Genomic DNA, 25,523 nt, shown 5'->3' with positions numbered 1-25,523 from the left:
GCGAACGTCGAGCAGAGTTGACGACTACCCTAACGGGTAGTGTTAGCTCCGCTTGAGGCGGCGCATACTTTTTTTTCGAAAAGGACTTCTCTATTTTCCAAAACGGCGGCTTTGCTGTGGGTTTTTGGTGGCTGGAGAATGCCCCGAAAATGATTAAAAAGAATAACAAATATAAGAAGAGAATCGGCGTGAAAATCATCACAAGCATTTATTTCATAAGCACTTTTTGGCCTGTCGTAAATTAACAGGAAAAGGGTCGGGAACGCGCATTACCGACTTGTGAAGAAGTGACTAATCTGAATGCATCCGGTTTGCATGAACTAAAAAAATAATACGTAGAGCATTGCCTGCTTTACGGTGTTGAAGGACTGGCGAAATGAATAATATTCGAGGCCGAATTGCCATGGCCGTATTACAGCATCGCGTTATTGCGTCGCTGTTATTCCTGGCAGTAACCCTGTTCTTTGCCGCAGGTCTGAAGAACGTCAGATTGGAAACGATCTTTTCTGATCTGCTGCCGAAAGATGATCCGTTTATTCACGTTTTTAAAGACCATCCGAATTTCGGTAATCCGCTGACATTCACCCTGATGGTGAAAAATAAAAACGGCGATATTTATAACCCGGAAACCCTGGCAAAAGTGTGGGACCTGACGCGTGACATCGACTTGTCACCCGGCGTTGACCACGACCAGATTCTTTCTATTGCCTCCGAGAAAGCCCGCTACGCAGAAGCGACGCCCTTTGGTATCGATGCACAGCCGCTGATGGGCGATACGGTTCCGGCCACCGCTGAAGAAGTGCAGCTCTTTAAAGACAATGTTCGCAAGTCGCCCAATGCGCGACGCTTTCTGATCTCTGAAGATGAAACCGCTACGCTGATTACCGCCACCTTTATTGAGCAGCGTCTCGATTACGGTGAAGCCTTTGCCTACGTGAAAAAGCTGGCCGATGACGCTCGCGACGAACATCACGATGTGTACATGGCGGGCCAGCCTGCACTGACCGGCTGGGTGTATGAATACCAGCACCAGATGATTGGCATCTTTGCCATCACGCTCAGCGCATTGATTCTGGCACTGGTGTTTTATACCCAGAATATTGCCGGTGTGGTGACGCCGATCTTCGCCAGTATCGTGGCGGCCATCTGGGGCTTTGGTTTTGCAGGCTGGATGAAGATGCCCATCGAGCCCCTGTTGATGATCGTGCCGCTGCTGCTCATTGCGCGCTCGTTCAGTCACTGTGTGCAGTTTACCGAGCGCTTCTACGAAATCTTTGCTCAGCTCGGTGACAAGGTGAAAGCCGCCGGTCTGACCACCAGCGTGATGATGGCGCCGTCGATTCTCGGCATTATCACTGACGCCGCCGGTATCTTCCTGATCTCCATCGCGCCGATTCCAGCGATGGAACGCTTTGCGCTGTTCTGCGGGTTCTGGGCGATGATGCTGGCGCCGACAGGTGTCTTCCTGGCGCCGCTGTTGCTGTCTGTGCTGCCCGAGCCGCGCAATCTCGACAAGATCGTCAGTGATCACTCGGGTGGTTTCCACGGCAAGGTTAAAGGTGCACTTGCATCAATTTCCCGCCTGTCGCAGGGACGTGTGGCCCCTTACACCTTGATCATCACTCTGCTCATCGGTGCGTTCTCTTTCTACCACTCCATGAAGATTCAGATTGGTAATCCGGTGGAAGGCAGTAACCTGCTGTGGGAAGACTCTGAGTTCAACGTGTCGGTGGCGAAGATCAATGACCACTTCCCCGGCGTGAATACGCTGGAAGTGATTCTTGAAGCCAAGGGCGACAGCGGCAGCGACCGTGTTGCCAAGCAAGCCGACGCGGTGGCGACCATGTTGCAGCTGCAATCCATTATGGAAGCCGGTGAGCACGCACCGCGTGCGACGCTGTCGTTCGCCGATTACCTGATGGACGCCAACCGGCTGATTTCCGGCGGGCATACCAAGTGGCTGCCGCTCGATAGCAATGACCGCGCGGTTAATGCGGCGGCTTCGGCGGTGCTGATGGGGACCAGCCCCAAGGCCTTCTCAAACGTGGTGGACTTTGAGCTGCAGAACTCCACGGTGTCGTTCTGGTACGCCGACAACAAACAGGACACGGTTGATAACGCCCTGGCTGCGGCGCGCGATGCTGTCGCTCAGGTCAACGCAGATCACGACGCGTTCACCGTGCGACTGGGCAGCGGCACCATCGCGATTCAACAGGCGATTAACCACGTGGTTGAGCGTTATCACTGGCTGATTATGGGTCTGCTGAACCTGGTCATTCTGGCGGTCGCCAGTTATGCCTACCGCTCGATTGTCGCCGGTATTGTGCTGCTGATTCCGGTCAACCTGTCGAACATGATCCTCACGACCAGCATGTCCTTTATGGGGATTGGTCTCGACATCAACTCGCTGATGGTAGCCGCCATCGGGGTGGGTGTTGGTATCGACTACGGCATCTATCTGCTGAGCCGTATCTGCGAAGAATTCCACGAGTGTGAAGATTACGGTGTCGCCATTACCTCGGCGCTAACCACAACCGGTAAGGCGATCATGTTCACCGCCAGCATCATGTTGCTCGGCATCCTGCCCTGGTACTTCCTGTCGGGTCTGAAGTTCCTGGCCGACATGGGGCTGCTGCTGGTGCTGGTAATGCTGATCAACATGGTTATCGCACTGGTGGTATTGCCGCTGCTGGTGTGGGTAATGAAGCCGAAGTTTGTGGCGAGTAAAGACATTCTGGTGCTGGGTGAAGGTATGGATATCAGCAAAATACTGGAAGAAGACGGCATGAGTGCTGGCAGCAGTAATAAGCCGTCATTTCGTGCTGAGGCTGTCACCGAAGTCTAAGCGGTGACAGTACCTAACAATAATTGAGGGTTTAACCCGGAGGTGAATGATGCACATTAAAAAATACGGACCTGATTTTAGCCGTCGCAGTTTCCTTGAAAAAACCGTCAAAGGTATTGGTACCGCAGGGGTCATCGCGCCACTCTGGCCGCTGATTGCCAACGGTGCGGATATGAGCAAAGCCTATCCCGATGAGCTGTTGTCCATCGAGATGTACACCAAAGGCAAGGTTAAGCCCGGCGATGTCATCACTGCCGACAACGTTGAGCACGTTAAAGACCTGCTCGACCCCGTCGCCTACATGCACGTGAAAACCATGGGTCGCCGCATTCATATTGTTGAGCCGGTGAAAGACGCCAGCCAACTGTTCCCGGCGAAATACCTGGAAGCGACCCTGCGCAACAAAGGCCAGGCGGTACTCGATAAAGACGGCAATGTCTGGACGAAAGACGGCAAGCCCTGGAATGGCGGTAACCCCTTCCCGGAGCCGAAAAACGGTGTGGAAGCGCAATACAATCTGACCTTGAGCTGGGGTCGTCACGACTGGTCGCAGTACGCTGTGCGCGACTGGGATATCGATAAAGATGGCGACCTGTCTTACCAATACGATTTCGTCTGGAGTGAGCTGAACACCACCGCCCGCGCCGACGGTCAGGTGTGGAAAGACAAGAAAGATCTGCTGCGTTACCAGTCGGTGTTCTTCACCGCGCCCAACGACAGTGCCGGTACGTCCTTCCTGAACATCTGGGACTATGACCAGCGCAAGTTCCCCGAACTGCACGGTTACATTCCTGCGTTCCGCCGGGTACGTCAGTTCCCCACTAACCAGCGCTTCGAGCCGCTGGTACCGGGGATCACTCTGTTCCTGTCCGACGCATGGGCTGCCGGTGACCCGCTGCTGACCTGGGGTAACTACAAGATCGTTGGCCGCAAGCCCATGCTGGGTTGTATCGGTCCCCGTAACTTCCACGGTGGCTACGACGACAACTGGGAAAAACCGACGCACGGTGGCCCGAAAGACCAGACCTTCTTCGATACCTACATGGAGCTGGTGCCCGAATGTATCGTGCTTGAGTCCGAGCCTACCGGCTATGCCCGTGCCCCTGTCGGCAAGCGCCGTGTGTGGATCGACGTGCGTAACCAGATGTACGTGGCCTACGTGACCTACGACCGTCGCGGTGAAATCTGGAAATCGTTCGAGCCGCACTATGCGCTGCAGACCAACGACAAGCTGACCAATATGGATGGCGCGCATCCCGCGTGGTCCTGGTCCAGTGTTCACAGTCACGATGTGCAATCGAATCGAATGAGTCGTTTCCAACAAGTTAAAACAGTAACCGGAGGCTACAAGACAAACTACAACCCTGGGGATGTTGACGTTTATAACAAGTTCCTGACTGTGCAGGCTATGCAGCGCCTCGGGGGTTAATGTGAAACCACTAAAACGCACATTAACGGCGGCAGGCTGTGCGCTGTTGCTGGGGGGAGCGCTGCCCGCGCTCGCCGCCAGCAGCGAGCAAGTGCATCAGGAGCACCCCCATGACGTTCTGTTCGGCATCAGTCGCGGCAGCGACGGCCTGATTGCCGTCGGTACCGGCGGTGAGCTGCGTCGCAGTGCTGACGGCAAAGCCTGGACAATCCAGGCCGCCACCGCGCCGGGAACGTCGTTGTTTGATGTTTCCGAGCGTCAGGGACGGCTGCTGGCCGTCGGTCAGGAAGGCGAAATTTTCCGCAATGCCGGTGAAGGCTGGCAGGAAGTGGACGCCCCCACCCGCGATCGTCTCTTTGCCGTTGCGCAAGGCGAAATGGGGCGGGCCGTGGCGACCGGCGCGTTTGGCACCGTTCTCTATTCCAAAGATGGCGGCGCCAGCTGGACGCAGGCCGAGATCGACTGGCCTGCGCTGATCGGTCAGGACTACCAGCCTCACGTCTATAACGTCAGCTTCGATGCGCGCGGCCGGGTGTTTATTGTCGGCGAGTTTGGCTTGATCGCCCGCTCCGATGATGGCGGCCAGAGCTGGACATCGCTGCACCAGGGTGACGCCTCACTGTTTGGTTTTGCGTTGTCCGACAGCGGTCTCGCTTACGCGGTTGGCCAGAGTGGCACCGTGCTGCGCAGCCGCGATGGCGGTGATAGCTGGGCGGCCATCGACAGCGGTAATGAAGCCATTCTGATGGACGTCGCGATTCGTCCCGACGGCAAGGCGGTGGCGACCGGCATCCGTCAGGCGATCAGCATCGCACCGGAGGCGAACCGCGCCGAAAACCTGCATCACGATCTGTTCCTTGAAAACTGGTACAGCGACGTCGCTGTTCTCGGCAATGAGTTTTACGCCGTCGGACAGTTTGCGCGCGTCGTCAAAATTTCGCTGTAGAAATTGAGCAGTAGATACCGAGTGGAGAACTGAAATGAAAAATAATAAAACACATGCTGCGGCGCTTACTGCCGCGGCGGTGGCATTCAGCAGCCCGGCCTGGTCACTCAGTGGCGAGCTGTTGGGTGTTGATTACAGCCTAAGTGGTTTGCTGCGAGTAGAAGTCGCCGCGAAAACGACGGATGAAGAAAACCCCTATAACCAGCGGGGAAACCTGTTTAACGGTAAAACGGTTGAGCGTAACGGCGGCATTAATGCCGGGACGCTGCTGGGATTGAATTTGCCGCTGCCGGTCTCAATACCGATTACCGACTCGGCGACCCGTTCCGTCGAGCCAGCCAGCAACGATTTCAATCACACGCAGGCGCGTCTTGAGAGCACGCTGCAGTTGCGCTTCTCCGACAACTGGTCGGCGACCGCTAAGCTGCGGGCGATCTTCGATGCCACTGCCTACGATGAGTTTGACCCCGATCAGGTGGGCAGTAATGCTGATGGCTACCTCTACGGTGAGCCCAACTATTTTGAGTACGATGACTTCTATACCGGTGGCGAGCAAAACCGCCTCGAAGTTGCCGGCGACAATTACATGGTCGACTTCCCCTCGCTGTATGTGGATTACCAGAATGGCCCGCTGCTGGTTCGTGCCGGTAACCAGCAAATCGCCTGGGGGCAGGCACTGTTCTTCCGCGTGTTCGACGTGGCGAACGGCCTCGATCTTCGCCGTCACCTGATCCTCGATTTCGCGTCGGAAGAATATGCGGATGAGCGGATTTCCTCACCGGCGGTGCGGGTGTCTTACCAGTTGAACTCCAACTGGGAGCTGGACATGTTCGCGCAGCAGTTCCAGCCCAGTATTTATGCGAACCCGAATACTCCGTACAACGTCATTCCCTCGCAGTTTACGGTGCATGATCGCTACGAGCAGTACGACGAAAAGATCAACAGTGGCTTCCGCCTGAAAGGCTTTATCGGCGACTTCGGCCTGCAGTTTATGTACACCAATCGCTACAACCCCGATGGCGCACTGCGCTGGACGGCATCCGGTGTGAATCGCGATGTTCCGGGGCTGCCGGGTACCGGCGCGATTCTGGCGCAGACGCCACTCGAGATCGATCCTACTGGTGTATGGAGTGCCGAGGAATGGTTCACCTACGCGGGTATGGCACGACTGGATGGTGTTGAAGGTTTGAACAAGCTGATTACCGACTTCCCTGCGTCGCAGTTGTTGCTCGCGCGCCCGGTGCCGAATATCGATGCAGCGAAAGAAGAACTGGATCTGTTCTTCATCTTGACCGGTGGTGTTGGCAGCGTGCTGACAGGCGATGGCAACGGCGGTCTGCGCGGCCATATCGAGCGCACCTATCATCGTGAAGATGTCTTTGGCACGGGTTTCAGCTATGTATTCAGCGGCGAACCGGGTAGCTGGACCGATCAGTTGATCCTGAACTTCGAGGTGTCTTATACCCCGGATAAAACCTTTACGCCCATCGACCTGGGTCAGGAGTACATCGTTGAAGACGAGTACGTTACTGCTCTGGTGCTGGAGAAATACCAACGCTTCAGCCAGGCCTTCCCGGCAACGTATATGGTCTTCCAGTGGATGCACCGCAGCGAATCTGACCTGTTCGGGCGTCACCTCAGTGGTATGGGCGGCACCGTCAACAATGCGCCCAAAGGTGTAGACGGTTGGAACGGCTTGGTACTGGCACTGCAACAGCCCTTCCCCGGTCTGGTGTGGCGTGCCGACCTGTCGGTGCTGTACGACACACGCGGCGGTGTCTTTGTTCAGCCCGCACTGAAGTGGAAGCCTTCGGGTAACTGGAACATTGAAATGTTCTACAACTACACCGATGGCGAGCTGGGCGGTGACGAGAACGAGAACATTATTCAGACCATCGACTGGACCGACGAATTCGGTCTGCGCGTGGCCTACCAGTTCTGAGTATTCACATACCCACCCTCAGGAAGTAATGGGACCTTGCCGGCGGCTCTGTCGCCGGCTTTTTTCCGCGAGGACGCTGCATGACTTTTCACATCCGACGTTTTGACCGTCAATTTTCGCGGCGAGAATTTTTGCGCATTGGCAGCGGCTTTGTTGGTGCCGGTTTGCTGATGCCCGTCTGGGCGGCAATGGAAAAACACGGCGAGGCCAATGCGGCTTACCCGGAAGAATTGCGCTCAATTGAGGATTACACCGGCGGCAAGTTGAAAGCCGGTGATTTCATCGATGCCGGTAATGTCGAGCTGGTTAAAGAGCTGCTCGGGCCGGTGACCTATATGCAGGTCAAAGAGATGGGGCGACGCCTGAAGCTGCGCGCCACCACGACCGATATTATGAAGCTGAGCCCCTGGGAATACCTCGAGGCCAGCTTCCGCCATCGCGGCCAGGCGAAGTTCGACGCCGACGGCAATGTCGTCACGGCCGATGGCAAACCCTGGATCGGCGGTCTGCCCTTCCCCGATGCCAAAACCGGCGTTGAACTCTTCGCCGGGCTCACTCTGAGTTGGGGGCGTCACGACGCCTCGTTCTATGCGATTCGCGAATACGATCTCAACCGCGACGGCAAGGTGAGCTACGGCTACGAAAACGGCTGGGCAGAGTATGCGCCCACCGGACGCGTTGTGCTGCCCGGCCCCTACTGGAAAGGGCACGAAGACAAGCTGCGCTATCAGAGCGTGTTCTTCACCGCGCCGGACAGCGTACGGGGCACCTCGTTCTTGAATATCTGGCACTACGACCAGAACAAATTCCCCGAGCTTTACGGCTACATCCCCGACTTCAAACGCATTCGTCGCTTCCCCACCGATCAGCGTTTTGAACCGCTGGTGCCGGGGTCCAGCCTGTACTTGTCCGACGCCTGGGCGGCGGGCGATCCGCTGCACACCTGGGGCAACTACCGCATCGTCGGTCGTGGCCCGATGCTGGCGGCGGTCAGCGGCGGCTGGGCATCGCAAAGCGAAGACTGGTCGCACAATACCCATGGCGGCCCCAAAGGCGAAACCTTCTGGGATACCGAAGTAGAACTGGTGCCGGAGGCGATAGCCGTGGACGCCGAGCCCACCGGCTTCCCCCGAGCGCCGGTGGGCGTCAAGCGCGTGTGGTTTGATGCCCGCACGCAACTGCCGTTGGGCATGGTCACCTTCGACCGTCGCGGCGATATGTTCCGCTCCTTCGATGGCGCCTATGGCCTGTACGACGACGGCGACCGCAAGGTCATGGACGGCGATCATCCCTACTGGTCCTGGTGCCATGTCCACGCCTTCGACGTACAGACCGGCAAAATGACCCGCATCGAACAGCTCGCCGAGATCTCCGGCGGCCACCGCATGCTGGTCAACGACCACGAAATTTATAACCGCTATCTGACCAACGGTGCGCTGCGCCGTCTGGGTAACTGACAACTAGAGGTATCATCATGACAGAAAGCTACAAAGCCCTGGTGGGCGTCCGCGATGAAAGCGGTTATCGCGTGGAATTCCAGCAGCTCAGCAGTGAGCAAATCGGCGACGGTGATGTGGAAGTGGCGGTTGAGTACTCTACCGTCAACTACAAAGACGGTCTGGCAATGAGTGATGCAATTCCCATTGTGCAGAAGCCCTCGCTCATCCTCGGCATCGATATGGCCGGCACTGTTGTGAAGTCGGATTGCAGCCGCTTCAAGGTCGGCGACAAAGTGCTGATGAACGGTTACGGCGCCTCCGAAACCCACAACGGCGGTTATACCCAACGTCTGCGTATCTCCAGTGATTACCTGTTGAAAGTCCCCTCGGCGTTTACCACGCGTCACGCCATGCTGCTGGGCACCGCGGGCTATACCGCCATGCTGTCACTGCTGCGTCTGGAGCAGCTGGGCATTACGCCCGACTCGGGCGAAGTGCTGGTCACTGGCGCCTCGGGCGGCGTGGGCAGTGTATCTATCATGTTGCTGGCCGGGCTCGGCTACACCGTGGCGGCGTCTACGGGTCGGCTTGAGGAGAGTGATTATCTGAAAAGTCTGGGCGCCAATACGGTGATTGATCGCCGTGAGTTGTCCGAACCGGGCGAGATGATGCAGGCAACCCGCTGGGCGGCGGCCGTCGATTCCTGCGGCAGCCACACCTTGGCTAACGTGCTTGCACAGCTTCACTACAACGGCGCGGTGGCGGCCTGTGGGCTGGCGCAGGGCCTGGATCTGCCCGGTAATATGATGCCCTTTGCCCTGCGCAATGTGGCACTGCTGGGCGTCGACTCGGTGCACGCGCCTATGGCGCTGCGTGAGCAGGCCTGGCAGCGTCTGGCGGAATCGGTAGACCTTGCCAAACTGGAAGCCATGGCGGTCGAGATCGACTTTGATAAATTGCCCGAGGCAGCGGGGCAGATTCTGCAGGGCCAGATTCGCGGTCGCGCTGTCGTGAATATCGCTGCATCATAACGACAAATAAAAACGGAATATAACAATGAAAAATAAAGATCCTTTCTCGCTACAAGGCAAAGTGGCGGTGGTGACCGGGGCGGCCGCAGGCATTGGACGCGCATGTGCAGAGCGCATGGCGTATTCCGGTGCCTCGGTATTGCTCAGTGATATCGACGGTGCGAGCTGCCAACGCCTCGCGGAAGAATTAAACGAACAAGGCTACGACGCCAGAGCCATTCAGCAGGATGTCGTTCTGGAGGAAGACTGGAACGCCCTCGTTAGCGAACTGAAGCAGTGGCACAACCGCTGGGATATTCTGGTCAACAATGCCGGAATTTATATTGGCGGTCGTTTGGAAGACAACAGCATCGAAGAGATGACCCGCATCCACGAAGTGAATGTGCAGTCAGTATTCCTCGGCCTGCGCTACGCGGCAGAAACCATGCAGCCCGGTGGCTGCTTCGGCAAGGGTGGCAGCGTGATTAACCTGTCATCCATTGCTGGCTTGATCGGTGTACCCGGCCACAGCATTTACGGGGCTACCAAAGGCTCGGTGCGCTCGATCAGCAAACATTCGGCGGTGGAATTTGCCCGCTTTGGTTACGGCATTCGCGTTAACTCCCTGCACCCCGGTTTGATCGACACGGCGATGGCGCAGCAGGTCTACGATGACTTCGTGGATGTGGGGCTTACCCAAAGCCGCGAGGAAGCCACGGCTGTGCTTGAACAGCAGATGATCCCCATGGGGCGCCTCGGCACTGCTGAAGATATCGCCAATGCGGCCCTGTTCCTCGCCAGCGACGCCAGCGCCTATATCAGCGGCGCGGAACTGACCGTGGATGGCGGCTTTACTGCCGCATAAGAGGTGTGTGATGAGTATCGATTGTAAAGACAAGGTGGTGCTGATCACCGGTGCTGCCAAGGGCATTGGTGCGGCCGCCTGCCGGGCGCTGGCAGACGCCGGTGCCAAAGTGGCGGTCAGCGATATCGACGCTGCCGCCGGTCGCGAGCTGTGTGAAGCACTGCGCAGCAGCGGCGCGGATGCCGAGTTCTTTGCGCTGGATGTCTGCGACGAACAGCAATGGCAGTCCTGCCTGGAAATGGTCGTGGCTAGTTATGGTCGGATCGATGGAGTAGTGAATAACGCGGGTATTGCAGTGATCTGCGGCCCGGAAGACGAGAGCCTGGACGGCTGGCGTCGCACCCAGCGCATCAACAGCGACGCCGTGTTCCTCGGCAGTCGGGCGGCCATTCAGGCCATGAAGTCGCAGGGCGGATCGATAGTCAATGTGTCTTCCATCGAGGGTATTGTCGGCGACCCCATGCTGCCCGCCTACAACGCCAGCAAGGGCGCGGTGCGGGCGCTGACCAAGTCATTGGCCCTGTATTGCGCCGACCGTCAGTACGGCATCCGTGTTAACTCCCTGCACCCCGGCTATGTCGAAACGCCGCTGGTCAGTGGCGCGCTCGCGCAACTGCCGGATGACGATGCCGCTGCGTTTGCCTCGCGTGTGGTGGCGAGTATTCCCTTGGGACGCATGGCCCAGCCGGAAGAAATTGCCAGTGGCATTGTTTTTCTGCTGTCTGATGCGTCGCGGTATATGACCGGCTCGGAGCTGGTGATGGATGGTGGTTACACCGCCCGGTAAGAACTCCCCTCCAGGGATAGGAAATGCCCACTGTCGGCCCCGGTGGGTGTTTCCGCACTTTATATTGTCAGTGCATTGTCTAGGGTCGCTCCCTGCTTTTCGTTTTTTCCAACTCTTTTTTATTCAATGTTGATGGCATTGGTTTTGCTATTTGCTGTCCTTTTGCTGGACGTGTTCCTGATTGCTTGTGGTTGAGTGTGTGTTGGTTTCGCCCTTGCTGGGCGACCTACTTATTTTTGCGCGAAAAAATAAGTAGGCAAAGACAATGCGCTCTTCGCATTGAGTGTTACATGTCGGCGGGCATGTAATGCCGAGTAAAGGGCACCCCGCTTGGGCGCTACGGAACTGGCCATCGGTCTAAGGTGGTTCTTCCATGGTTTGCGAGAATAAATCATTCCTGGGAACGATTTTAACCGCGATAGGAATTTAGCGATCTTGATGATTGCTGCCTGATTTTTCGATCTAATTCTTGCTACTAGCGGATAGATTTTGTTTCGCCCTGCTGGGCGACTTACTTTCTCTTTGTGTGCCCAAAGAGAAAGTAAGCAAAGAGACAATGCGCTCTTCGCATTGAGCGCCGCCTGTCGGCGACCCGAAGGGCGAGGCATGTAATGCCGAGTAACGGGCACCCCGCATCACTGTCGTCGGCTTGTCGCCGCCGATCCCCTGCGCGCGGCGCGGTCAGCTCGGGCGCTGCGGAACTCGCCTGTCGGCTCAGACAGTCCTCGCGCAATTCCCGCGCTGACCGCGCCGTGCTCGGCAGTGCTGAGGGGAGTTTGGTCCGTGCCACATTGGGTTAAGGAAGATGATCTATACAAGAAAAAACATCTGTATTAAGGAACATCTGATTAATTGTGACGGAGTCAGAGTTCAATAAGGCTCGCGCCCAGCGTGTCAGTGAGCGCGCTCAGCAGGGCTATGCGATGAAGAATATGGGAAACATGCCGTCGTTTGCCGATATTGATGCAGATGGTAATGGTACTGTGAGCAAGGACGAGTTTGCCGCGCATCAGGCGAGTCATCATCCGCGCTGATCGCTGAGTCAGTCTTTATCTTTTTAGCGACGACGCCTGCCGTGTGTGCAGGCGTTTTTATTTCTGCCTTGTTGCAAGGCGGCAGGGAGTTACATCGTGGCATTCAGTCATGACGAGAAACAGGCGTTGCTGGCCGTGAAGGGCGTGGGGCCGACGGTCATAACGCGCTTTGAGGAGGTCGGTATCGATTCCTTTGAGCAACTTGCCTGTTATGAGGAGACGACGATTGCCGAGCGCGTGGCGTCGATCCAATGTGCGCGGGAGGCGCTGGCGTCGAAATAAAAAAAGTGAAAGGCCATAGTTCGGCCTTTCACAAGAGGTGGGCATTCCCGGGTGGTCAGCGCAGTAGCTGCTGCGCGTCGTGTTTGGCGTTGTTGAGCAGGTAAACGGCGTAGATCGCCGCAAAGGCGAGGTCGGCAAACACAAAGATGGCAAAGGGCATCAGCGCGCCAAAGCTGAGAGTGTCGACCCAGGCGGTGATGAATACCAGGGTTTTGCCGACGCAGCCCATCCAGATGATGTCTTTGTGGTCGCGAGGACTGCTGCCGATGCGCCAGTACCCCAATCCGAATACCAGCACCAGCGCCCCGAACTGATGCGCCCAGGGCAGCAGTTCGGGGGTGTAGATGCTCTGCATTTGCAGGATGGCGAAGAACTGCTCGGTGGCAAACAACAGCATGGCCGCCGCGGCAAAGTTGAAGATGGCGGCGAAGCGGTAGAAGCGCTTCCAGTTTTGCTCATTTTGCATTGGCGCTGGCCTCCCCGCTGCCCTGATTGTGCTCTTTGAGACGGTCAGCCAGTGCGCCGCCCGTCAGCAGGCGCCAGGGAATCAGCAGGCCGGTCTGGCGTTTGTAGTCCTGCCAGCCGGGATGGCGTGAGATGGCGTGGTCTTTGTTTTTCATCCGCGCCAGGAAGTACACCGCCATGTAGCCGTAAATCACCCAGGCGATCCAGTGCTGGGCCAGCAGCGGGTAGGCGGCGTAGAGCATCAGCTCGCCCAGATAATTGGGGTTGCGGGTGTAGCGATAGACGCCGTCAGTAATCAGCCCGGACTGCTGGCGATACTTGAGCACCCAGTGACGCTGACCATCGGCGGCAACCATCAGCACCACGCCGAGTGTGTGGACGGCGATGGCGGCAAACAGCATGGGGCCGCTGGGTTCTATAAAGCGGGAGATCATCAGCCACGGCGTGAGCCAGTACCAGCCGATCAGGAAAACATAGAGATTGATCGCCCCCAGCAGGCTGAGTTTCTGGTTGAGCTGATGGTCGCGGAAACCAAAATCTTTGATCAGCCAGCAGTAGCCGTAAATGCCGTGCAGGCCGAGGTAGACCCAGGTCGCGGTGCTGAAGTTGTTGTAGTACTGCATCATCCCGTAAATGATAAACAGGGTGATGATCTTGTGGAGATCCACCGCCCAGGCCACGCGAATGCGCGGCGCGCCGGGGGCTTTCCAGATGGTGAGATCGGCAAAGGCGAGAAAAAACCGCGCCCAGCCGGGGATCGGCTCGCGTTGTTCCATGAAGCATTCCTTTTTTTATTGTTACTGTGCCAAACGATAGTAGTCGGTGGCGCAATTTTAGAAATGCTTTTAGGCGACGCTTTTACTGTCTATTGGTGACAGGCCTTACATCAGTACTTCGGCTTCATCGCCGTTGCGTTCCAGCCACTCTTTGCGGTCGGCGGCGCGCTTCTTGCCCAGCAGCATGTCCATCAGGCTGTCGGTATCGTCGTCGGGCTCGATGCCCAGACGCACCAGCCGGCGGGTGTCCGGGTCCATAACCGTCTCGCGCAGTTGCAGCGGGTTCATCTCACCCAAGCCTTTGAAGCGGGTAACCGAGACTTTGCCGCGGATTTTTTCGGCTTCAATCCGGTCGACGATGCCCTGCTTTTCGTCGTTATCCAGTGCGTAGAACACCTCTTTGCCCACATCGACACGGTACAGCGGGGGCATGGCGATAAACACGTGGCCCTGCTCTACCAGTGGACGGAAGTGCCGCAAAAACAGCGCGCACAGCAGTGTGGCGATGTGGGCACCGTCGGAGTCGGCGTCGGCGAGGATGCAGATTTTGCCGTAGCGCAGGCCGCTCAGGTCGCTGGAGTCGGGGTCGACGCCCAGTGCCACGGAAATATCGTGGACTTCCTGCGAGGCGAGAATCTGCTGGGAGTCGACTTCCCAGGTGTTCAGGATTTTACCGCGCAGCGGCAGAATGGCTTGATACTGACGGTCCCGTGCTTGCTTGGCCGAGCCGCCCGCCGAATCCCCTTCCACCAGAAACAGCTCTGAGCGCTCGCTTTCCACGCCGGAACAGTCGGCCAGCTTGCCGGGCAATGCCGGGCCGGCAGACACCTTCTTGCGGACTACTTTTTTGGCTTTGCGCAGGCGGCTCTGGGCGTTGCTGATGCACAGCTCGGCCAGCTTTTCAGCTTCTTCGGTGTGCTGGTTCAGCCACAGGCTGAAGGCGTCTTTCGCCACGCCGGAGACAAAGGCGGACGCTTCGCGGGAGCTGAGGCGTTCCTTGGTCTGGCCGGAGAACTGCGGGTCGGCCAGTTTGGACGACAGCACGTAGCTGCAGCGGTCCCAAATGTCATCGGGGCTGAGTTTGACACCACGGGGCAGCAGATTGCGGAATTCACAGAACTCGCGCATGGCGTCCAGCAGGCCGCTGCGCAGGCCGTTCACGTGGGTGCCGCCCTGAGCAGTCGGAATCAGGTTGACGTAGGATTCGGTCAGCGGCTCGCCGCCTTCCGGCAGCCACTGCACGGCCCAGTCCACGCCCTCGGTATTGCCGCTGAAATGGCCCACAAAGGGTTGCGCGGGCAGGGTTTCATAGTCGCGGGTGTGACTGGCCAGATAGTCGGGCAGGCCGTCTTCGTAGTGCCACTCTTCGCTTTCCTCGCCGGTTTCGTCAATAAAGCGCACATGCAGGCCGGGGCATAGTACCGCTTTGGCACGCAGCACATGCTTGAGGCGGCGCACTGAAAACTTGGCGCTGTCGAAGTATTGCGGATCGGGCCAGAAGCGCAGCAGCGTGCCGGTATTGCGCTTGCCGCAGCTGTCGATGACTTCGAGATCTGAGGCCTTTTCGCCGTTGGCAAAGCGCATCTGATGCACCTGCCCGTCGCGCTTGATGGTCACTTCCAGCAGGGTGGACAGGGCGTTCACCACCGATACCCCCACGCCGTGCAAACCGCCGGAGAACTGGTAGTTGTCGTTGGAGAATTTACCCCCTGCGTGCAGCGTGGAGAGAATCACCTCGACGCCCGGCAGGCTCATTTCGGGGTGGATATCCACGGGCATGCCGCGACCGTCGTCGCCGCAGCTCAGCGAGCCGTCGTTGTGCAGGGTGACAACGATCTGGCTGGCGTGTCCGGCGAGGGCCTCATCGACACTGTTATCGATGATTTCCTGGGCCAAGTGGTTGGGTCTGGCCGTATCGGTGTACATGCCGGGGCGCTTGCGCACCGGCTCCAGACCGGTAAGAACTTCAATAGATTGTGAGGTGTATTGAGACATGGTCTACCAAGTGCAGTGGCGGCCGGTGGCCGCACGCTGAATGAAACAGAATGGCGGCTATTGTTAACCAGCTACGCCGAGAAATTCCACTATTGCGGGCAAATGCCGCTCAAAGCCTACAAAGCTGTGGTCGCCGCCGGGCTCAACCAGCTGCTTGCTGCCTGCGTAGGCGTCCACCGCCAGACGATAATCCAGCGTTTCGTCGCCCTCCTGCACCATCAACCAGTAGCGCTGCGGCGTGATCTGCGCAGGGGCCAGCTCGGCCAGACAGTCAATATCGTTCTGGGTGACCGAAAATGGCTCGTGGGTGTAGGGGTTGTGGTAATCGCCCAGAAACTGCTCGCCGCGCTCGTGGGGACGTACGGCAGGGTTCACAACGACGGCTTTCAAATCGTAGCGCTCGGCCAGCACGGTGGAGAAAAAGCCGCCGAGTGAGCTGCCCATCAGCACCAGTTTGTCGGGTTGACGGGCGAGTTCGTCTTTCACCAGTTGATCGAGCCGGGCAAAGGCGCCCGCCGGATGATTGGGCATATCCGGCACCAGAAAGCGAATGTCGGGATGGTGGCGTTTGAAGTAGTCAGCGGCCAGTTGCGCTTTGTGGGATTGAGGAGAAGAAAGAAAACCGTGGATATAAATTACTGTCGCGCTCATGCGTAGCCGTTTGCTGTCCTGTCTACTGTAAACGTCACACCGCTCACCCGCTCTACGCCGGTTTGCCAGTCGCCATTGGCGCTGAGGGTAAACCAGCGGTAGCCGGGATTGAGGTCGTCCAGGGCAAAATCGTGGCTGCCCGGCGCGAATTGTATACAGGTGGAGGGCGTGGTCAGCAAGCGCTGATTGCCATGGCGTGTGTCGGATTGCTGATGAACATGGCCGGATACGACGGCGGCGACGCTGGGCTGTTCATCGAGAAGTGCAAACAGGTCATCGGCGTTATCAACGCGCTGTTCATCGAGCCACGCGGCGCCGAGCGGGCGCAGATGGTGGTGCAAAAAAATCATTGCAGGCTGCTCGCTGTTGAGCGATTTCACGGCATTCAGCTCGCTGTCAGCGAGGTGGCCGCCCACTTCATCGGGCACCGCCGAATTGAGGAAACGAAACTGCCAGTCGCCCAGCGTGATTTGCGAGGGCATTTGCGCTGTGTCGACGCAGCGCTGCATCGTAGGGACGTCATCGTGATTGCCCGGCAGCCAGACCGTTTGTGCCGCCAGGCCTTCCAGTTTGGGCAGCAGGCGCTGATAGGCACTGGCGTCGCCGTCGGCAGACAGGTCGCCGGACATGACCAGCAGGTCGATGTGGCTGTGGTTGTGGCGCACCAGTTTCAGCACTTCATCAAGGCTATGGTCGGTATCCATGCCCAACAGGCGCTCTCCCGGCTCCCGGCCGAGATGGCAATCGCTGACCTGCACGACGCAGAGGTCAGTAGCGTTGTCTGAATCTGAATGAGTGTGCTTCACGGCCGGCCTCGTGACGTATCTGAGCTGTTATACGGGATGCCTTCAGACAAATCCAGTGACCCGGCGACGGTTTCTAATGCTCACTGCTGCGGACAGAAAATTTGCGAACATGGTCCCTTTGCGGCTGCCTCCGGCGGGCTCAGGGCTTGTCCGTTTCGCCCAAAATATCGGCTACCGCGATGTTGCTGTGATGGCCGTGGCGCAGGCACAGGCTGAGCCACTCGCCGAGGAATCGGTTGAGCTGCGCCTTTTCATCCTGCTGAAACATCTTGCTGTTGGGGTAGTCGTAGCGCTGGCGCAGACTGTGTACGCCTTCTGCCCCCGAGACTTCGGCCATTGCTGCGTCGTGATACATACGTACCTTCAGGCAGATCGATGACCAGGGTTGCTGGCTGGCCTGTGCGAGGCGCATTTCTAAAAACGTGGTGTAGGGGGCGCATTCGCGAATATCGATATTCAGGGCGTGAGCGCCCAGGCCGATCGTCAGCGTCTGACCCGCCGCCAACGGCTCGGGAAGCAGTTTGCTCAAGCGCAGGTAATTCATCTCACAGTCGGCGAGATGGGCGTTGAGATTGATTTGATAGCGCGATGTCTTCACGTGTCCCGCCGCATTGAAATTTGCACGGTAGATTTTAATAACATTCGTTAATAATCATTCTTGAGAAGAGTGATTCTGATACACTGAGCGGCTGACGCAGCTCCTCCGTTAGCAGAACAGGTTACCTTTATGATTGCCAAACGTCACTTACTTAGTGTTGCACTGGCGCTTGCTACGGGTGCTTCCGCCACCAGTGCGGACACCTTGCTCGACGTCTACGAACTTGCTTTAAAAAACGATCCCCAGTTAAAAGCGGCGGAAGCCACTTATCGCGCCGATCTGGAAACGGAAAAGCTGAGCCGCTCTGCGCTGCTGCCGCAGGTGGTGGGCCAGGCCTACTATCAGGATTCGGAAACGGACGCTGAGTCGAAGAGCACTAACATCACTTCCGGACCATTTGGTGGTTCGAACGTCACGATTATCGACCAAGCCTCTACCACTGACTCGGAAACCGAGCACTACTCAGTCAGTCTGAATCAGGCCATTTTTGATCTGCCTGCCTGGTTCAGCTTCAAGGCCGGTAAAAAGGTCACCGAGCGGGCCGAAGCCCAACTGGCTTTCGACCAGCAGGCGCTGATTGTGCGTGTTGCCGAGGCCTACTTCGAAGTGTTGAAGGCGCGGGAAAACCTCGATGCCTCGATGGCCGAAGAGCGTGCCGCCAAGCGCCAACTGGAGCAAACCCAGCAGCGCTTTGATGTCGGCCTGATTGCCATTACCGATGTCCACGAATCGCGCGCCGTTTACGACAGCGCCGTGGCCCAGCGTCTGGGCTTCGAGGGGTCACTGGCGATTGCGCGCGAGAACCTCACAACGCTGACGGGTGCCGAGCACGGCAAGCTGTGGCCGCTCAGCGAAGATTTCCCCATCGAGCCGCCAGTACCCGCTGATCGTGCTTCCTGGGTGGATTTCGCGCTGAAGAATAACTACCAGCTCAAAGTTACGCAGGCGTCCTCGGACTCCGCCTACCAAACGGCCCGGGCGAAGAAAATGGAGCACCTGCCAACCATCAGCGGCAGCTTCAGCTATTCCAAAGAGGACATGGACGGCAGTCGTACATTCAATCCTGTCAGCACCTTTGCCGTTCCGCCGGATAGCTCCTTCGAAACCGAAGCCTTGCGTATTACCCTCGAAGTCCCGCTGTTTGCCGGGGGTGGTATCAGCGCCGGGCGCCGTCAGGCCTACGAGCAATACAATGCGGCGCGCCACAATGCCCAACTGACCCAGCGTCAGGTGGTGTCGGCGACGCGCGCTCAGCACATTGCGGTGAGCACCGATGTGCAGACCGTGAAAGCCCGCAAGCTGAATATTGTGTCGGCGCGAAGCGCGTTGGACGCGACCGAAGCCGGTTACGAAGTGGGTACCCGCAACGTGGTGGATGTGCTGAATGCCCAGCGTGCGCTGTACGCGGCCATTCGTGACTACAGCAATGCGCGCTACGATTACGTGCTGGATATGCTGCAGTTGAAGCAGAATGCTGGCACCTTGAGCCCGGCAGATATCCATCAGCTGAACAAATGGCTGAAAGATGCCCCGGCGGCCAGTCTGAAATCTCAGAGCTAAAACCTGAAGGGCACTGCGGTGCCCTTTTCTTTTTCTTCCTTTCTTATCTTGTGCTTAGCCCGGTTCAGCTTTGCTGCTGCAGCGCTGCCTCGACCTCGTTGATCAGGGCCTGCAATGCCCCCCGATTAGCATCGACCACGCTGAGTGCATGACGGCCCTGCTGCTGGCGCTGTTCGGCGTCAGCAAACAAGCGTTGCAGAGCGTCGAACAGGCTCTGTGCACTGTCGACGATGCGCTGTGCGCCGGCGTCCTGCAGCAGACGGCTGATCTCCGCGAAATTGAAATCGCTTGGCCCTGTCAGAACGGGCAGTCCCCAGGCTGCCGCCTCAAGGCTGTTGTGGCCGCCTCGCGGAATGAGGCTGCCGCCAATAAAGGCGATATCCGCGGTGCCCAACAACAGCAACAGCTCGCCCATGGTGTCGCCCAGCAGTACCTGGCTGTCGCGGGCGGCGGTTCCCTCAAGGCTGCGTCGCGTATAGCGCAATTCCGCCTGCTCAATTTGCCGGGCAACGCCGTCAAAGCGTTCCGGGTGGCGGGGTACAAGAATCAGCAGCGCGTCGGGAAACTGCGTCAGGAGTTGTCGATGCGCGTCCAGCAGAATGCCGTCTTCACCGTCGTGGGTGCTGGCGGCAATCCAAGTGGGGCGCGTGCCCATTGCCTCGCGCAATGCAAGGGCCTGTTGGCGCAGGGCGTCAGGAATGCTGACATCGAATTTGATACTGCCGGATACGCACAGCGCGTCCGGGCTCACCCCCAAGGCGGCAAAGCGCTCCGCATCGGCCCGTCCCTGGGCAACGATGCGGTGCATGGCCCGCATCACTGGCCGACTGAGGCCGCTGAGCCGCTGATAGCCGCGGGCTGAGCGCTCCGACAGCCGCGCATTGGCCAGCAGCACCGGAATGCCGCGGGCGCTGGTCTGGCAGACCATGTTCGGCCAGATTTCGGTTTCCATAATGACGGCTGCGCGGGGCTGGATCCGGTCCAGGAAGCGCGACACCGCATCGGGCAGATCGTAGGGGGCATAAACGTGGAATACGCGGTCGCCAAACAGCTCGCGAATGCGCTCGGAGCCGGTGGGGGTCATGCAGCTGACCACGACCGGCAATTCGGGGTGCTTTTCCAGAAAGTGGCGGATCAGCGGCGCAGCGGCAATGCTCTCGCCTACCGACACCGCGTGCACCCACAGGCCGCCGGTGGCGGCCGGTGGTTTGAAAAAACCAAAGCGCTCGGCAACGCGGCGTCGGTAATCCGGCGCCCGCATGGCACGATAAAGCAGGCGCAGCAGAATCAGCGGCACAAGTAAGTAGAGGAGCAGGCTGTAAAAAAGGCGCGGCATGGCGATTCGGCAGATAACAGTTCGGCGGCTAGCATAGCGGTCGGGGGCGATGCTGACCAGCGCAGGCCATGTGGACGCCTTGCACATCCGCGAGTCAGCTGTGCTATGATCGCGCTTTCCGACTTTCACGATTTCAACTTGGAGACCCAAGATGAGTGACAACATCGTTCACGTCACTGACAGCAGCTTCGAAGAAGAAGTGCTGAAGTCCGAGCTGCCGGTACTGGTAGATTTCTGGGCGGAGTGGTGTGGCCCCTGTAAGATGATCGCCCCGGTGCTCGACGAGATCTCTGGCGACTACGCCGGCAAGATCAAGATCTGCAAGATCGACGTTGACGCCAACTCAGAAACCCCGGCGAAGTTCAGCGTACGTGGCATTCCCACGCTGATGATCTTCAAAGGCGGCAATGCCGAAGCGACCAAGGTCGGCGCCCTGTCCAAAACGCAACTCTGCGATTTCATCGACAGCGCACTGTAATACCAAGGCCCTGCGCGCCCGCTTGGGGCCTGTTTTTAAAGGCTTTACGGCATCACCATTCGGTGATAGAGTTCGGTCAATCAATCCCAAAACTATTCAAATAACACCTTTTTATTTTCGCTTCCGCTAATACGTCGAGTACGTTTCGGCCGCGTCCCTGCCGTTTCTGCGTCTCGTTCTAGCCGCATCTCATATAAACCAACAACCCTGAACCTATGAATCTTACTGATCTGAAAACCAAGTCTGCCCAGGAACTGCTGGACATCGCCAAAGAAATTGGCCTCGACAACATCGCCCGCTCGCGCAAACAAGACATCATCTTTTCCATCCTGAAGCGCCACGCCAAAAGCGGCGAAGATATTCACGGCGATGGCGTACTGGAAATCCTGCAGGATGGCTTTGGCTTCCTGCGCAGCGCAGACTGCTCATACCTCGCTGGCCCCGATGACATCTATGTGTCGCCCAGCCAGATCCGCCGCTTCAATCTGCGCACCGGTGACAGCATTGCCGGTAAGATTCGCCCGCCCAAAGAAGGCGAGCGCTACTTCGCGCTGCTCAAGGTCGATCAGGTCAACTTCACCAAACCTGAGCAGTCCAAGAACAAGGTCCTGTTTGAAAACCTCACGCCGCTGTTCCCCAACGAGCGCCTGACGCTGGAATTGGGTAACGGCTCTACCGAAGACCTCACCGGCCGTATCATCGATCTGGTGGCGCCCATCGGCAAAGGCCAACGCGGCCTGATTGTTGCGCCGCCGAAAGCCGGTAAAACCCTGATGCTGCAGAACATCGCGCAGAGCATCATCCGCAACAACCCCGAGTGTTATGTCATCGTCCTGCTGATTGACGAACGTCCCGAAGAGGTGACGGAGATGCAGCGCTCGGTGGGGGCACGCGGTGCGGAAGTGGTGGCTTCGACCTTCGACGAACCCCCGGCGCGTCACGTACAGGTGGCGGAAATGGTCATCGAGAAGGCCAAGCGCCTCGTAGAGCATAAGCGCGACGTGGTGGTGCTGCTCGACTCCATTACCCGTCTGGCCCGTGCCTACAACACCATCGTGCCCAGTTCCGGCAAGGTGCTGACCGGTGGTGTGGATGCCCACGCCCTGGAACGCCCCAAGCGTTTCTTTGGTGCCGCGCGTAACGTGGAAGAAGGCGGCAGCCTGTCGATTATTGCTACCGCGCTGATCGACACCGGCTCGAAAATGGACGAAGTCATTTACGAAGAATTCAAAGGGACGGGTAACAACGAGCTGCACCTGGATCGCAAGATCGCTGAGAAGCGCGTTTACCCGGCGATCAATATCCGCCGCTCCGGCACCCGTCGCGAAGAATTGCTGACCGGTGAAGAAGAGCTGCAACGCATGTGGATTCTGCGTAAGCTGCTGCACGGCATGGAAGACACCCCGGCGATTGAGTTCCTGATCGACAAGCTCAAGGACACCAAGACCAACGCCGAATTCTTCGATTCGATGAAACGCAAGTAATCCGGTATCCGGGAGTCGGGTGCGGCGCCGGATACGGACAGCAGACCTCGGACTATGAAGCACAAAGACCTGCGCGATTTTCTTCGCTATCTGGAAAAACAGGGTGAGCTGAAACGCATCAAGCACCCTGTTGATCCCCATCTGGAAATGACTGAAATCTGCGACCGCGTGCTGCGCGCGGGCGGTCCTGCGCTGCTGTTTGAAAACCCCACAGGCTACGACGTGCCGGTACTGGCCAACCTGTTTGGCACCGAAAAGCGTGTGGCGATGGGGATGGGGCAGAAAGATATCGACGCGCTGCACGAGGTGGGCGAATTGCTCGCCTTTCTGCGTCAGCCCGATCCGCCCAAGGGCCTGCGCGATGCCTGGAGCAAACTGCCGGTGTTCAAGCAGGTGCTCAATATGGGGCCCAAGCTGGTCAACAAGGCGGTATGTCAGGAATGCGTGATTGAGGGCGAGGCCGTCGATCTGCACCGCCTTCCCATTCAAACCTGCTGGCCCGGCGACGCCGCGCCGCTGATTACCTGGCCGCTGGTCATTACCCGCGGGCCGAATAAAGAACGCCAGAATCTCGGCATTTACCGGATGCAGTTGATCGGCAAAAACAAGCTGATTATGCGCTGGTTGTCCCACCGTGGTGGCGCACTGGATTTTCAGGAATTCAAAGCCGCCCACCCCGGCGAAAAATTCCCCGTCTCGGTGGCATTGGGTGCTGACCCGGCGACTACGCTGGGCGCGGTCACGCCCGTGCCGGACACTCTCAGTGAATATGCCTTTGCCGGGCTGCTGCGGGGTGAAAAAACGGAGTTGGTCACCAGCCTGAGCAATGACTTACAGGTGCCCGCCAACAGCGAATATATTCTTGAGGGGTATATCGACCCCGAGGAAATGGCCGACGAAGGCCCTTACGGCGATCACACCGGCTATTACAATGAGGTGGACCGCTTTCCGGTGTTTACGGTGACGCATATCAGCCACCGCAAGCAGCCGATCTACCACAGCACCTACACCGGCCGTCCGCCCGATGAACCCGCCGTGCTCGGGGTGGCCCTGAATGAAGTGCTGGTACCGCTGCTGCGCCGTCAGTTTCCGGAAATTATCGACTTCTATCTGCCGCCCGAGGGCTGTTCCTATCGCATGGCAGTGGTGACGATCAAGAAACAGTACCCCGGTCACGCCAAACGGGTCATGTTTGGTGTCTGGTCCTTCCTGCGCCAGTTCATGTACACCAAGTTTGTGATTGTCTGCGACGACGACGTCAACGCGCGCGACTGGAACGATGTGATCTGGGCGATCACCACCCGCATGGACCCGCAGCGCGACACCGTGCTGGTGGAGAACACCCCTATCGACTACCTCGACTTTGCCTCGCCGGTGTCGGGCCTCGGCTCGAAGATGGGAATGGACGCCACCAACAAGTGGCCGGGTGAAACCGAGCGTGAATGGGGCCGCCCTATTGAGAAAGACCCGGACGTCGTGCGCCGCGTGGATGAGATCTGGTCGGATCTCGGCCTCTGATGACGACCGCCGTGCTGCCGCCGCTGGCGCTGTACATCCATATTCCCTGGTGCGTCCGCAAGTGCCCCTACTGCGACTTTAACTCTCACGCTCAGCAGGGTGAGCTGCCCGAAGCCGACTATGTCGCAGCCATGTTGGAAGACCTGGATCAGGACATCGGCTACGTTTCTGACCGGGCAATCCAGAGCGTATTTATCGGTGGCGGCACCCCCAGTCTGTTTTCCGCCGATGCCTATCGCCAGCTCTTCGGCGGCCTGCGCCAGCGGCTGCGTTTTGCCGAAGATGTGGAAATAACCCTTGAAGCCAACCCCGGTACGCTGGAGCAGGGGCGGTTTGCCGCCTACCGCGAGCTGGGCATCAACCGCCTGTCGATTGGTGTGCAGAGTTTTGACCCGCTGCAGTTGCAGCAGCTCGGTCGGATTCACAGCGGCGACGACGCCCGCCGGGCGATTGCCAGTGCCCAGGAAGCCGGTTTCGACAACTTCAACGTGGACCTGATGCACGGCCTCAGCGGCCAGCACCGCATTGACGCCCTGCGCGACCTCGACGCGGCGATAGAGAGCGGTGCCAGTCATATCAGCTGGTATCAGCTCACTATCGAACCCAATACTGAGTTCTATCGGCGGCCGCCGACCTTGCCTCCCGAGGGCGAGCTGGCAGCAATTCAGGAGGCGGGCTTTGCGCGGCTGAGCGCGGCGGGTTTTCAGCGCTATGAAGTCTCGGCCTTTGCGCGTCCCGGTCGGCAGGCACGCCACAACCTGAACTACTGGCAGTTCGGCGACTATCTGGCACTGGGCGCTGGTGCTCACGGCAAAATTACCTGCTCTGACAGCGATATTTTTCGTTATCAGAAAACCCGTAAACCTGACGATTATCTCGCCAGACAGCCTTCCCGTACCGCCAGGCTCGGCAGCATTGATGTGAGTGACCGTCCCTTTGAGTTTCTGATGAACGCCCTGCGCCTGCAGGAAGGTTTTAGCGAAGCCCTGTTCTGTGAGCGCAGCGGCCTGAGTTGGTCGAGCATTTCTTCCCAAGTCCAGAAACTGCAGTCAACGGGTTTGATTGAGCAGTGTGGTGAAGATTACCGCTGTACGGCTAGAGGTGCCGAACTGTTGGACAGTGTGTTGACCACATTCCTGCCGGAATAGCGGCTTAACGCGTTTGCGTTATTTTGGGGCGCTATTGTGCGCTTTGCATTAAATTTGCCCAACTATCCCCTCCCATCTGCAGGAAATCCTGCCCCACCCGTTGGCATCGAACTTGCTTTGTGGTTCGTA

General features: G+C 58.1%; 22 protein-coding genes. 15 read left to right on the top strand and 7 right to left on the bottom strand.

The window, feature by feature from the left end; genetic code table 11:
• The first annotated feature begins 376 nt into the window (after window positions 1-376).
• The 10 genes from AC5DB9_RS08840 to AC5DB9_RS08795 all read left to right on the top strand — a co-directional run bounded on the left by AC5DB9_RS08840 (window position 377) and on the right by AC5DB9_RS08795 (window position 12,579).
• The gene (locus tag AC5DB9_RS08840; RefSeq protein WP_272991520.1) at window positions 377-2,845 is read left to right on the top strand and encodes an efflux RND transporter permease subunit; all 2,469 of its coding nucleotides are present in this window, start codon (window positions 377-379) and stop codon (window positions 2,843-2,845) included.
• 46 nt (window positions 2,846-2,891) lie between these two features.
• On the top strand, window positions 2,892-4,274 hold the full coding sequence (locus AC5DB9_RS08835; protein WP_337924572.1) for a DUF1329 domain-containing protein: 1,383 nt from the start codon (window positions 2,892-2,894) through the stop codon (window positions 4,272-4,274).
• A gap of 1 nt (window position 4,275) precedes the next feature.
• Window positions 4,276-5,220, top strand: a complete 945-nt coding sequence (locus AC5DB9_RS08830; protein ID WP_272991519.1) for a YCF48-related protein — start codon at window positions 4,276-4,278, stop codon at window positions 5,218-5,220.
• A gap of 34 nt (window positions 5,221-5,254) precedes the next feature.
• Window positions 5,255-7,162 (top strand): DUF1302 family protein, encoded by a 1,908-nt coding sequence (locus AC5DB9_RS08825; protein ID WP_272991518.1) that lies wholly within the window; start codon window positions 5,255-5,257, stop codon window positions 7,160-7,162.
• 80 nt (window positions 7,163-7,242) lie between these two features.
• The gene (locus AC5DB9_RS08820) at window positions 7,243-8,619 is read left to right on the top strand and encodes a DUF1329 domain-containing protein (protein ID WP_272991517.1); all 1,377 of its coding nucleotides are present in this window, start codon (window positions 7,243-7,245) and stop codon (window positions 8,617-8,619) included.
• A 17-nt stretch (window positions 8,620-8,636) separates the two neighbouring features.
• Window positions 8,637-9,632 (top strand): MDR family oxidoreductase, encoded by a 996-nt coding sequence (locus AC5DB9_RS08815; RefSeq protein ID WP_272991516.1) that lies wholly within the window; start codon window positions 8,637-8,639, stop codon window positions 9,630-9,632.
• A 25-nt stretch (window positions 9,633-9,657) separates the two neighbouring features.
• Window positions 9,658-10,476, top strand: a complete 819-nt coding sequence (locus AC5DB9_RS08810; RefSeq protein ID WP_022958802.1) for an SDR family NAD(P)-dependent oxidoreductase — start codon at window positions 9,658-9,660, stop codon at window positions 10,474-10,476.
• Window positions 10,477-10,486: 10 nt separating this feature from the next.
• On the top strand, window positions 10,487-11,263 hold the full coding sequence (locus AC5DB9_RS08805) for a glucose 1-dehydrogenase (protein ID WP_272991514.1): 777 nt from the start codon (window positions 10,487-10,489) through the stop codon (window positions 11,261-11,263).
• A gap of 854 nt (window positions 11,264-12,117) precedes the next feature.
• The gene (locus AC5DB9_RS08800) at window positions 12,118-12,297 is read left to right on the top strand and encodes a hypothetical protein (protein ID WP_272991513.1); all 180 of its coding nucleotides are present in this window, start codon (window positions 12,118-12,120) and stop codon (window positions 12,295-12,297) included.
• Window positions 12,298-12,393: 96 nt separating this feature from the next.
• Complete coding sequence (locus AC5DB9_RS08795; protein WP_272991512.1) at window positions 12,394-12,579, top strand: hypothetical protein; 186 nt, start codon at window positions 12,394-12,396, stop codon at window positions 12,577-12,579.
• Window positions 12,580-12,634: 55 nt separating this feature from the next.
• On the opposite strand, the gene AC5DB9_RS08790 is transcribed toward AC5DB9_RS08795, so the two are convergent.
• The 6 genes from AC5DB9_RS08790 to AC5DB9_RS08765 form a co-directional block, all read right to left on the bottom strand.
• Window positions 12,635-13,045, bottom strand: a complete 411-nt coding sequence (locus AC5DB9_RS08790; protein ID WP_272991511.1) for a hypothetical protein — start codon at window positions 13,043-13,045, stop codon at window positions 12,635-12,637.
• Window positions 13,035-13,820 (bottom strand): methyltransferase family protein, encoded by a 786-nt coding sequence (locus AC5DB9_RS08785; protein WP_272991510.1) that lies wholly within the window; start codon window positions 13,818-13,820, stop codon window positions 13,035-13,037. The genes AC5DB9_RS08790 and AC5DB9_RS08785 overlap by 11 nt, the downstream gene beginning before the upstream one ends.
• Window positions 13,821-13,925: 105 nt before the next feature.
• The gene (gene parE, locus AC5DB9_RS08780) at window positions 13,926-15,815 is read right to left on the bottom strand and encodes a DNA topoisomerase IV subunit B (protein ID WP_272991509.1); all 1,890 of its coding nucleotides are present in this window, start codon (window positions 15,813-15,815) and stop codon (window positions 13,926-13,928) included.
• 63 nt (window positions 15,816-15,878) lie between these two features.
• Entirely contained in the window at window positions 15,879-16,466 is a 588-nt protein-coding gene (locus AC5DB9_RS08775) for a YqiA/YcfP family alpha/beta fold hydrolase (protein WP_272991508.1), read from the bottom strand.
• Window positions 16,463-17,272, bottom strand: a complete 810-nt coding sequence (locus AC5DB9_RS08770) for a phosphodiesterase (RefSeq protein ID WP_272991507.1) — start codon at window positions 17,270-17,272, stop codon at window positions 16,463-16,465. Before AC5DB9_RS08770 ends, AC5DB9_RS08775 begins: the two co-directional genes overlap by 4 nt.
• A gap of 139 nt (window positions 17,273-17,411) precedes the next feature.
• A complete protein-coding gene (locus tag AC5DB9_RS08765) occupies window positions 17,412-17,870 on the bottom strand; it encodes a DUF1249 domain-containing protein (protein WP_272991506.1) in 459 nt (152 codons plus the stop codon).
• Between the two features lie 129 nt (window positions 17,871-17,999).
• Here AC5DB9_RS08765 and AC5DB9_RS08760 point away from each other — a divergent pair, with 129 nt between their 5' ends.
• Window positions 18,000-19,430 carry a TolC family outer membrane protein gene (locus AC5DB9_RS08760; protein WP_272991505.1) on the top strand — a complete coding sequence of 477 codons (1,431 nt, stop codon included), beginning with the start codon at window positions 18,000-18,002 and terminating at the stop codon, window positions 19,428-19,430.
• Window positions 19,431-19,494: 64 nt separating this feature from the next.
• On the opposite strand, the gene waaA is transcribed toward AC5DB9_RS08760, so the two are convergent.
• Window positions 19,495-20,766: a lipid IV(A) 3-deoxy-D-manno-octulosonic acid transferase gene (gene waaA / locus AC5DB9_RS08755; RefSeq protein WP_272991504.1), complete on the bottom strand. Its 1,272-nt coding sequence runs from the start codon at window positions 20,764-20,766 to the stop codon at window positions 19,495-19,497.
• Window positions 20,767-20,917: 151 nt separating this feature from the next.
• On the opposite strand from waaA, the gene trxA reads away from it, so the two are divergent.
• From trxA to hemW, 4 genes are all read left to right on the top strand, one after another.
• Window positions 20,918-21,244 carry a thioredoxin TrxA gene (gene trxA / locus AC5DB9_RS08750; protein WP_022958786.1) on the top strand — a complete coding sequence of 109 codons (327 nt, stop codon included), beginning with the start codon at window positions 20,918-20,920 and terminating at the stop codon, window positions 21,242-21,244.
• Between the two features lie 215 nt (window positions 21,245-21,459).
• Window positions 21,460-22,728, top strand: coding sequence for a transcription termination factor Rho (gene rho / locus AC5DB9_RS08745; RefSeq protein WP_022958785.1), 1,269 nt, complete (start codon window positions 21,460-21,462; stop codon window positions 22,726-22,728).
• A gap of 54 nt (window positions 22,729-22,782) precedes the next feature.
• On the top strand, window positions 22,783-24,246 hold the full coding sequence (gene ubiD / locus AC5DB9_RS08740) for a 4-hydroxy-3-polyprenylbenzoate decarboxylase (RefSeq protein ID WP_272991503.1): 1,464 nt from the start codon (window positions 22,783-22,785) through the stop codon (window positions 24,244-24,246).
• A complete protein-coding gene (hemW, locus tag AC5DB9_RS08735) occupies window positions 24,246-25,394 on the top strand; it encodes a radical SAM family heme chaperone HemW (RefSeq protein ID WP_272991501.1) in 1,149 nt (382 codons plus the stop codon). The genes ubiD and hemW overlap by 1 nt, the downstream gene beginning before the upstream one ends.
• Window positions 25,395-25,523: the final 129 nt, after the last annotated feature.

The sequence above is a fragment of the Spongiibacter sp. genome (assembly GCF_984394615.1).
The sequence above is the reverse complement of the archived record's forward strand: the minus strand, read 5'-3'. Positions and strand labels throughout refer to the sequence as shown.

Excerpts from the sequence above, each read along its gene's own strand:
- AC5DB9_RS08820 (WP_272991517.1), top strand. The coding sequence starts at position 7,243 with ATGACTTTTCACATCCGACGTTTTGACCGTCAATTTTCGCGGCGAGAA.
- AC5DB9_RS08815 (WP_272991516.1), top strand. The coding sequence starts at position 8,637 with ATGACAGAAAGCTACAAAGCCCTGGTGGGCGTCCGCGATGAAAGCGGT.
- AC5DB9_RS08835 (WP_337924572.1), top strand. The coding sequence starts at position 2,892 with ATGATGCACATTAAAAAATACGGACCTGATTTTAGCCGTCGCAGTTTC.
- AC5DB9_RS08775 (WP_272991508.1), bottom strand. The coding sequence starts at position 16,466 with ATGAGCGCGACAGTAATTTATATCCACGGTTTTCTTTCTTCTCCTCAA.
- AC5DB9_RS08805 (WP_272991514.1), top strand. The coding sequence starts at position 10,487 with ATGAGTATCGATTGTAAAGACAAGGTGGTGCTGATCACCGGTGCTGCC.
- trxA (WP_022958786.1), top strand. The coding sequence starts at position 20,918 with ATGAGTGACAACATCGTTCACGTCACTGACAGCAGCTTCGAAGAAGAA.
- AC5DB9_RS08840 (WP_272991520.1), top strand. The coding sequence starts at position 377 with ATGAATAATATTCGAGGCCGAATTGCCATGGCCGTATTACAGCATCGC.
- parE (WP_272991509.1), bottom strand. The coding sequence starts at position 15,815 with ATGTCTCAATACACCTCACAATCTATTGAAGTTCTTACCGGTCTGGAG.
- AC5DB9_RS08785 (WP_272991510.1), bottom strand. The coding sequence starts at position 13,820 with ATGGAACAACGCGAGCCGATCCCCGGCTGGGCGCGGTTTTTTCTCGCC.
- AC5DB9_RS08810 (WP_022958802.1), top strand. The coding sequence starts at position 9,658 with ATGAAAAATAAAGATCCTTTCTCGCTACAAGGCAAAGTGGCGGTGGTG.
- rho (WP_022958785.1), top strand. The coding sequence starts at position 21,460 with ATGAATCTTACTGATCTGAAAACCAAGTCTGCCCAGGAACTGCTGGAC.
- ubiD (WP_272991503.1), top strand. The coding sequence starts at position 22,783 with ATGAAGCACAAAGACCTGCGCGATTTTCTTCGCTATCTGGAAAAACAG.
- hemW (WP_272991501.1), top strand. The coding sequence starts at position 24,246 with ATGACGACCGCCGTGCTGCCGCCGCTGGCGCTGTACATCCATATTCCC.
- waaA (WP_272991504.1), bottom strand. The coding sequence starts at position 20,766 with ATGCCGCGCCTTTTTTACAGCCTGCTCCTCTACTTACTTGTGCCGCTG.
- AC5DB9_RS08760 (WP_272991505.1), top strand. The coding sequence starts at position 18,000 with ATGATTGCCAAACGTCACTTACTTAGTGTTGCACTGGCGCTTGCTACG.
- AC5DB9_RS08825 (WP_272991518.1), top strand. The coding sequence starts at position 5,255 with ATGAAAAATAATAAAACACATGCTGCGGCGCTTACTGCCGCGGCGGTG.
- AC5DB9_RS08790 (WP_272991511.1), bottom strand. The coding sequence starts at position 13,045 with ATGCAAAATGAGCAAAACTGGAAGCGCTTCTACCGCTTCGCCGCCATC.